The sequence below is a fragment of the Kitasatospora sp. NPDC048545 genome (assembly GCF_040651155.1).
GTDB lineage: Bacteria > Actinomycetota > Actinomycetes > Streptomycetales > Streptomycetaceae > Kitasatospora.
Genome location: NZ_JBEZIQ010000179.1, coordinates 1 through 1,307 on the forward strand (window position 1 = coordinate 1; position 1,307 = coordinate 1,307).

The 1,307-nt window shown below is 67.3% G+C and carries 1 protein-coding gene; it reads left to right on the forward strand.

Annotated features, from left to right (window positions below):
• Positions 1-1,307 (forward strand): amino acid adenylation domain-containing protein (locus AB0D10_RS46345; RefSeq protein WP_360269167.1); only part of this gene is annotated, 1,307 nt, incomplete at both ends.

Below are 1,307 nucleotides of genomic sequence, written 5' to 3' on the forward strand. Positions count from 1 at the left end.
GAGGTCGCTGACGGTGGTCTGACGCTGGACGGGTTGTTCGCTCGGCGGGTGGTGTCGTCTCCGGGTGCGCCGGCGGTGGTGTTCGAGGGCCGTGTGGTGTCGTATGGGGAGTTGGATGCGTGGGTGAACCGGTTGGCGCGTTGGCTGATCGGGCGTGGGGCGGGTTCTGGGGCTGTGGTGGCGGTGGCGTTGCCGCGGTCGCTGGAGCTGGTGGTGGCGTTGCTGGCGGTGGTGCGGTCGGGTGCGGCGTATCTGCCGTTGGATCCGGGGTATCCGGCGGAGCGTGTGGCGTTGATGGTGGAGGACGCCGAGCCGCTGTTGACGCTCGATCAGTTGCCGGATGTGTCGGGGCTTTCGGGGGATTCTCTTGAGGTTCGGGCGTCGTCGGATGATGCGGCGTATGTGATCTATACGTCGGGTTCGACGGGTCGTCCGAAGGGTGTGGTGGTGTCGCACCGGGGGATCGTGAACCGGCTGGAGTGGATGCAGGCGCGGTATCAACTGTCTGCGGACGATCGGGTGTTGCAGAAGACTCCGGTGTCGTTCGATGTGTCGGTGTGGGAGTTCTTCTGGCCGCTCGCGGCGGGTGCGACCCTCGTTGTCGCGCGTCCGGAGGGGCACAAGGATCCGGTGTATCTGGCGGATGTGATCGTGCGGGAGGGGGTGACGACGGCGCATTTCGTGCCGTCGATGCTGTCGGCGTTCCTGGCGGAGCCGGCCGCGGCGGGGTGTGCGGGTGTGCTGCGTCGGGTGTTGTGCAGTGGCGAGGAGTTGCCGGTCGCCGTTGCTGAGCGTTTCGTGTCGGTGGTGGGTGCGGGTGTGGAGTTGCACAACCTGTACGGGCCGACGGAGGCTTCGGTCGACGTGACGTCGCACCGGGTGGTGCCGGGTGAGTTGCCCTCTGGTCGGGTGCCGATCGGTGGTCCGGTGTGGAATACCCGTGCGCTGGTGTTGGACGAGTGGTTGCGTCCGGTGCCCGTGGGTGTGGCGGGGGAGTTGTACCTGGCGGGTGTGCAGTTGGCGCGGGGGTATCTGAACCGTCCGGGTCTGACGGCGGAGCGTTTCGTCGCCGACCCGACCGGGGCGTACGGCGAGCGGCTTTACCGTACGGGTGATATCGCGCGTTGGACCCGTGATGGTGTGCTGGAGTATCTGGGTCGGGCCGATGACCAGGTGAAGGTTCGTGGTTTCCGGATCGAACTCGGTGAGGTCGAGGCGGTGTTGGGCCGGCACGAGGCGGTGGCGCAGTGCGCGGTCGTCGTGCGTGAGGACCGTCCGGGCGACCCCCGTCTGGTGGCCTATGTGGT